The sequence below is a fragment of the Corynebacterium sp. c25Ua_47 genome (assembly GCF_039907205.1).
Classification (GTDB): Bacteria; Actinomycetota; Actinomycetes; order Mycobacteriales; family Mycobacteriaceae; genus Corynebacterium; species Corynebacterium hiratae.
Genome location: NZ_JASBOH010000008.1, coordinates 141755 through 148758 on the forward strand (window position 1 = coordinate 141755; position 7004 = coordinate 148758).

General features: G+C 62.4%; 5 protein-coding genes. 2 read left to right on the top strand and 3 right to left on the bottom strand.

Annotated elements, in window-relative coordinates; genetic code table 11:
- Positions 1-206: 206 nt before the first annotated feature.
- From QKE52_RS09175 to QKE52_RS09185, 3 genes are all read right to left on the bottom strand, one after another.
- A complete protein-coding gene (locus QKE52_RS09175) occupies positions 207-1181 on the bottom strand; it encodes a ribose-phosphate diphosphokinase (RefSeq protein WP_049154279.1) in 975 nt (324 codons plus the stop codon).
- Positions 1182-1205: 24 nt separating this feature from the next.
- Complete coding sequence (gene glmU / locus QKE52_RS09180) at positions 1206-2669, bottom strand: bifunctional UDP-N-acetylglucosamine diphosphorylase/glucosamine-1-phosphate N-acetyltransferase GlmU (RefSeq protein WP_049154281.1); 1464 nt, start codon at positions 2667-2669, stop codon at positions 1206-1208.
- Between the two features lie 65 nt (positions 2670-2734).
- Positions 2735-3994, bottom strand: a complete 1260-nt coding sequence (locus QKE52_RS09185; RefSeq protein ID WP_347948629.1) for an MFS transporter — start codon at positions 3992-3994, stop codon at positions 2735-2737.
- A gap of 70 nt (positions 3995-4064) precedes the next feature.
- Here QKE52_RS09185 and QKE52_RS09190 point away from each other — a divergent pair, with 70 nt between their 5' ends.
- Both QKE52_RS09190 and QKE52_RS09195 read left to right on the top strand, forming a co-directional pair.
- Positions 4065-5699: a multicopper oxidase domain-containing protein gene (locus QKE52_RS09190; RefSeq protein ID WP_347948631.1), complete on the top strand. Its 1635-nt coding sequence runs from the start codon at positions 4065-4067 to the stop codon at positions 5697-5699.
- Between the two features lie 311 nt (positions 5700-6010).
- Positions 6011-6730: a trimeric intracellular cation channel family protein gene (locus QKE52_RS09195; RefSeq protein WP_293775257.1), complete on the top strand. Its 720-nt coding sequence runs from the start codon at positions 6011-6013 to the stop codon at positions 6728-6730.
- Positions 6731-7004 lie beyond the last annotated feature (274 nt).

Here is a 7004-nt window from a genome sequence, read left to right on the forward strand (position 1 = left end):
TAAATCTCCTTAAAGTATCGTTGTGCGGCAAGGGCTCATGAAGAACCGTGTAGATACGACAAAAGCCTGCCGATGGACGTCTTGGACGAGTCATCGCAGGCTTAATACAAGATTCACTGCTTAACTTGTGCTATCGCGTCGATAACGGATTTCTCCCTCGCCGAGACGCACAAGATTTTAGCAGCAGCGTTGTCGCAGAACCAAATCTAGTGAGTCTCAAACAGCGTGGTCACAGAACCGTTCTCGAAAATCTCGTGGATGGTGCGAGCCAGCAGCGGGGCGATGGACAGCACAGTGAGGTTGTCCCAGCCCTCGGTGGACTGCGGCAGGGTATCGGTGGTGATGACCTCGACAGCGCCGCACTCGGACAGGCGCTCGCGAGCCGGGTCGGAGAAGACACCGTGGGTACAGGCAATAACCACGGACTTGGCGCCGGCCTCCTCCAGTACGCGGACCGCGCCCGCGATGGTGCCACCGGTGTCAATCATGTCATCGAGCAGGATGCAGTCCTTGCCCTCGACGTCACCGACGACGCGGTTGGACACCGTCTTGTTGGCTTCGGTGTTAGAGCGGGTCTTGTGGACGAAGGAGAGTGGGGCATCGCCCAACTCGTGTGCCCACTTCTCTGCCACCTTCACGCGGCCGGCATCGGGGGAGACCACGGCCAGGTTGTCCATCGGGTACTTGGACTTGATGTAGTCGGTCAGGATCGGCATGGCGTGCATGTGGTCGACCGGGCCATCGAAGAAGCCCTGAATCTGGTCGGTGTGCAGATCCACGGACACGATGCGGTCGGCACCGGCAGCGGCGAGCAGGTCCGCCACTAGGCGGGCGGAGATAGGCTCGCGGCCGAGGTGCTTCTTGTCCTGGCGCGCGTACGGGTAGAAGGGCAGGATGGCGGTGATGCGCTTAGCAGAGCCGCGCTTGAGCGCATCAATCATGATGAGCTGCTCTACCAGCCACTTGTTAAGCGGCTGGGTGTGGGACTGCATCACGAAGCAGTCAGCACCACGGACGGACTCCTCGAAGCGAATGAAGATCTCACCGTTGGCGAAATCGCGGGCGGTGGTCGGAACCAGATCGGTCTTGAGCTCCTTGGCCACAGCCTCAGCCAATGCCGGGTGAGCGCGCCCGGTGAAGAGCATCATGTTCTTGCTGCTGCCGGTAACCTTGCCAGTCATCAGTAGATATCCCTTTACTTGTCGTTAGTTAGTGGTCTGATCGTCAGCCTGGGCGTCCTGTGCCTTGTCGGCTGCTTCCGCTGCCGGCGTGCCCGGACGCTTCTTTTGCACCCAACCTTCGATGTTGCGCTGCTTGCCGCCGGAGACCGCGAGCGCTCCCGGGGGAACGTCGTCCTTAATTACTGTACCCGCACCGGAGTAGGCGCCATCACCGACGGTGACGGGGGCGATGAACATGGTGTCCGATCCGGTGCGCACGTGGCTGCCGATGGTGGTGTGGTGCTTGTTGACGCCGTCATAGTTGACGAAGACGGAAGAGGCACCAATGTTGGAGTAGTCACCCACGGTGGCATCGCCGATATAGGTCAGGTGGGGAACCTTGGTGCCGCGGCCAATCTGCGCCTTCTTCGCCTCGACGAAGCCGCCCAGCTTGCCTTCTTCACCCACGATGACACCGGGGCGGATGTAGGTGAACGGGCCCACCTGAGCGTTGGTGCCAATGACGGAGTCGAAGCCATGCGTGCGCACGACGCTGGCGCCCGCTCCAACCTGCATGTTGGTCAGGGTGGTGTCGGGGCCAACCTCGGCGCCATCGGCGATGGTCGTCGCGCCCCACAGCTGGGTATTGGGGTGAATGACAACGTCCTGGCCAATGGTCACGTTGACGCCGATCCAAGTGGTATCGGGATCGACGATGGTGGCGCCGCCGCGCATGGCTTCCTCGACCACACGGCGGTTGAGAATGCGGCCGGCCGCGGCCAACTGCACGCGGTCATTCACACCGGAGAGCTCCTCCGGATCGACAGCAACGTGCGCGCCGACGCGGTGGCCTCCCTCGCGGGCGATCTCCAGCACATCGGTGATGTAAAGCTCGCCCTGGGCGTTGTCGGAGTTGAGCTTCGTCAGGGCGTCGCGAAGCACGGCTCCATCGAAAGCAAAAACGCCGGAGTTGACCTCGCGCACCGCGCGCTGCTCCTCGGAGGCATCCTTTTGCTCCACGATGGCGGTGACCGATCCATCCTCGGCGCGCAGCACGCGGCCGTAACCGGTGGGATCCTCCAGGGTCATGGACAGCACGGTCACGGCGTTGCCTTGGCCGGTGTGGGTCTCGTGCAGCTGGCGCAGTGTCTCCGGGCGCAGAAGCGGAACGTCACCGTTGGTCACGATGACGGTGCCGTCGAAGTCAGGCAACGCACTCAGGCCGCACTGGACGGCGTGACCGGTACCGTTCTGCTCTTCCTGGACGGCCTGGGAGACCTCGCAGTCCAGCTCCTCGGAGATGGCATCGACGGCAGGGGAGACCTGGTCGCGCTGGTGGCCCACGACGACCACGAGGTGCTCCGGGTTCAGGCCCGCGGCTGCGTGGAGGGCGTGGCCGAGAAGTGACCTCCCGCCAATCTCATGCAACGTCTTTTGGGTTGAGGATTTCATGCGGGTACCTGCGCCTGCGGCAAGGACGATGGCGGCGCAGTTCGTTACTTCAGCCACGAGTGTGTGCTTCTCCTGTGATTGGGGATGTCAGGACTTACTTTTTTCATCATAACGCCTGCGTTCTATTTTTCGCGTGAGACCTCCGGAAGTGCCCGGGCACGCCAGGCGCCGAGCAGACCGATGCAGGCCAAGAACAGAATGGCTGCCGAGGGACCAGCCAGCGCGATCACGGCGGAGATGCCGCCGACCACCAGCAGAATGACACCCATCATGGTGTTCGCGGCCCCGACGTAGCGGGTGCGCTTATCTTCACCGGCCATGTCCACCACATAGGTCTTGCGCGCCACGCGAATGGCCGCGTGCGCCAGGTTGACTAGGAAGAAACCGAGGGGCAATGCCCACATGCTCACCGCTGCCGGCGCCCACGCGGCACACGCGACGATGCCCAGCAGGATGATCGCTGCGGCACCCGCACCCCAGGACATGACCAAGCGCGAGGACTTATCCGAGAGCACGCCGGATACACGGCCACCCACGAGGCTGGCCAAGCCCGAGGCCAAGACGAAGCCGCCGAGCCCGCTCAAAGCCTGTGAGCCGATGCTCTGCGAAAGCACCACGATAAAGGAGGTGGACAGGGCAGACACCAAAAGCAGGGCACGAACGTTGACGAAGCTGCGGAAGCGGGAATCCTGGGTGTATAGCTTCCAGGTATCCGTCCACCAGCTGCGGTTCAGGCCCTTCTGGCCGGCATCATCCGGCACCGGCTCCTCGATGGTGCGGAAGACTGCTGCCGCCAAGAACCACGTGGCCGCACCGATGGCCAGCAACACCGCCAAGCCCCAGCGCGGGAGCTCACCCAGCACGGCGAGGATGCCACCGGTAATCAAGGTAACCGCGCCGCCGAGCTGCGTGGCCCGGCCGGTCACTACTCCGCGGTGGCCCTTGGAGATGGTGCGGCCCTGCACGTCTTTGCCGGTCAGCGAACACAGCGCGCGCAGCACGGCGAGAGCTGCCAGGGCGAGGCAGACGATGAGGCCGAGGAGGGGGCCGTCGACAAGCACCGCAGCCGCCGCGATGATCGCCGCGCACAGGCCCTGACCCACCGAGCCCAGCACCCACAGGCGCTTGCGGGCTGGATGGGACACCACCCAAGGGGTCAGCGCCGCCTGCGGGAGCATGGAGCCGGACTCGCGCAAGGGGACCAGTAGGCCTGTGAAGAAGCCCGGCACCCCGGCCACGCTAAACAGCCAGGGTAGGACCGTCTTTCCGGAGAGCAATTGATCGCCCACGCCCTGCAGGCCATTCGACCAGATGAAGCGGCGGGCATTGGCGGACTCTTCGGACGGTGAGGAGCCTTGGGAGGTTGCAGAACGCGAAGCCATGACTGTGATCTTAAGCCCGGCTCGCTCCAATCCGGGGTCTAAGGTTCACCTGATCTCTATCCTGGGAGGCATGTCTATCTCCGCTCGCCCTACAGTATCCCGCCGTATTTTCGTCCAGGGTTCCGTGCTGACTGTTGCCGGTGCCGCCGTGGTGGGGTTGAGTGCCTGCTCCACTTCGGGGTCGAGGAATCAGCCGGAGCCGCTGGGCTACGACGGCGAGCCGCGCGCCCTGCCCATCCCGCCCGTGGAGGAAGGAGAGGTCGTCGACGGCACGCGCGTATTCAAACTCACCGCCCAGGACGGCTACTCGGAGATCCTCCCCGGCAACGACCGCACGCGGACGTGGGGCTTCAACGGCGCCTTCTTAGGCCCCACGCTGCGTGCTCGGCGCGGTGAGAAGGTCCGCGCGGAAATCACCAACGACCTCATTGAGATGACCACGGTGCACTGGCACGGCATGAAGCTGCCGGCCTATTCGGATGGCGGCCCGCACTCGCCGATTGAGGTGGGCAAGACATGGAAGCCCGAGTGGGAGATCATCCAGCCCGCGGCCACGCTGTGGTACCACCCGCACCCGCACATGGCCACGGCCACGCATGCCTACCGCGGGCTGGCGGGCATGTTCCTCATCGGTGACGATGTGGCCGATGACCTGGACCTGCCGCAGGACTACGGTGTGGACGACATCCCGGTAGTCATCATGGATGCCAAGTTCACCGACGATGGCCAGATTGATGAAAAGAGCGATAACACTCTGGGCCTTCTGGGCACCACGCCTCTGGTCAACGGCATCACCAATGCGCGCTTCGACGCCACCACGCGCCGGGTCCGCTTGCGCCTGCTCAACGGTGCTTCGATGCGCTTCTACACGCTGGAGCTGAGCAACGGTCCCTTCCACGTCATCGCCACGGACACGGGGCTTCTCGACGCGCCCGTGGAAACCGATACCCTCTTCCTCGGCCCCGGCGAGCGCGCCGAAATCATCGTGGACCTGGAGCCCGGCAAGGAAGTCCAGCTGCGCTCGGTGCCGCGCAAGGATAACTTTGGGGTGCCCAAGGAGAAGGACGCGGCCGACTTCGGCTTCCAAGATTCTTTCGACCTGCTCACCATCTCAGGGCCGGCGGAAAACGCCTCGGAACCACCCTCCCTGCCGGCAACGCTGGACCCCGCCGCCGCGGAGACCCCGTCCACGCAGGGCCTTGAAGAGCGTGAGTTCGTGCTCAACACCTTCATGATTAATGGTGAGCAGATGGACATGGCCCGGGTGGATACCGTCATCGAGCACGACGCCCCGGAAATCTGGACCGTGACCAATGAGAACTCCGACTGGCCCCACAACTTCCACATCCACAACGCCCGCTTCAAGGTTCTTGACTGGGACGGCGACGAGAAGATGGATGTGTTCAACTCCGGCTGGAAAGACATTGTCAACCTTCCGCCGAAGGTCACCGCACGCCTGCTGGTGGAGTTCGGTCACTTCCCGGATAAGACCATCCCGTACATGTACCACTGCCACATGCTGCTGCATGAGGACGAGGGAATGATGGGGCAGTACGTCATGGTCAACAAAGGCGAGAAGCCCGACGTGCGCGTCAAACCCGCCGCCTTAGTCTTCGACCAAACCGCCACCGCCCACTCCGCACATGCCGGCCAAGTGGTGGACTCCTCCCGCAGCCCCTATGCGACGCCGGAGGCGAAGGCTTAACCGTTTACGATTTTCTCGTAGGCCCGGCCTGCTAGCGCCGAGCTGTGCCAGCGGGGTGCCGATGCGGAGGCGCTTGATATCTGCAAAAGTGCAGACCTGAAAGTGCAGACCTCCTGGTCGTCGCCAAGCAGTGCGTTACGCTTCACGACGCCCACCTGCATGAATGCACTTCCAGGTCTGTACTTATGGAAGCGTTGGCCGTTGGAGGCGCTTGAGTAAGACGTTGTGGGACGACGCGAGGCTAGCGATGGTGTGAACTGAAGCAAATTCACCATCATGATGTGAGCAGTGCGCTATGGTCGGTATCTGTGATTCAGGACGTCGACCCGCTCATCCATTCCCTGTACCAGGTTTTTGACCTCATCGGTGTGGTGCTCAACGGCATTATTGGTGGCACGATTGCGCGCCGAAGGGAATTCGACATTATTGGCTTCGTCTTTCTGGCGCTCTTTTCGGCGCTGGCTGGCGGCATGATCCGTGACATGCTGATCGCCAGCGGTCCAGCAGCGGCAATCTCTGATCCGCTGTATCTCACGCTGGCGTGTGTGGGCGCGCTCATTGCGTTTTTGACGGATTTGAAGGGCAAGGCCTGGGAAATCTTCCTCGAGCACGCGGATGCTGTCATCTTGGGCGTGTGGTGCACGACTGGCTGCGTGAAGGCGCTGGCTCATGGAATGCCGTTTATTGCCTGCGTCTTCTTGGGTGTCTTGACCGCAGTAGGCGGCGGAATGGTGCGCGATGTTGCCTCCGGGCAGATTCCCTCGGTCTTTGGAGGTAGTCCGCTTTACGCCGTGCCGGCGGTACTTACCGGAATCGTGATGGCTTCCTTCGCGCACTTCGATAAGTTTGCCCTCGGTATGATCGTCTCGCCCTTTGTGGGCTTTGGTCTGGCAGTTATGGCGTATTGGCGCGGGTGGGTGCTTCCGCGAGCAGGTGTAGCGCCCCTGAATTACACCGCGGCGCAGGTGGCATCGATCGCGCGTAGGGCCGAAATTAGGGGCTTTAGACGGGGACGTAGAAAACGAAAATAGCTTCTCGCGGGATTTCAACCTATCACTTGCTCAATACAGTCAGTTCCACGCGGCCCCGGAGGCACTCGTCCAGCGCTTTCTCGATATGTTCCTTCGTTTTTCTCCATACGCGTCATCGCACCGTCGAACCATGTACGGTGCCTCGGGCACGCAGCTGCCCGCCACGCTGTCCGGTCTGCAATAGTGCTTTCGGACCAAGATCTTTACGCCGCTTAACCTGCTTCTCGATCACCTCTCGGGCGACTGCCACCGCGTGACGATCGCGTGTCTTAGG

Coding starts and splice junctions, on each gene's coding strand:
- QKE52_RS09175 (WP_049154279.1), bottom strand. CDS start 1,181: ATGACTGGCAAGGTTACCGGCAGCAGCAAGAACATGATGCTCTTCACC.
- QKE52_RS09185 (WP_347948629.1), bottom strand. CDS start 3,994: ATGGCTTCGCGTTCTGCAACCTCCCAAGGCTCCTCACCGTCCGAAGAG.
- QKE52_RS09190 (WP_347948631.1), top strand. CDS start 4,065: ATGTCTATCTCCGCTCGCCCTACAGTATCCCGCCGTATTTTCGTCCAG.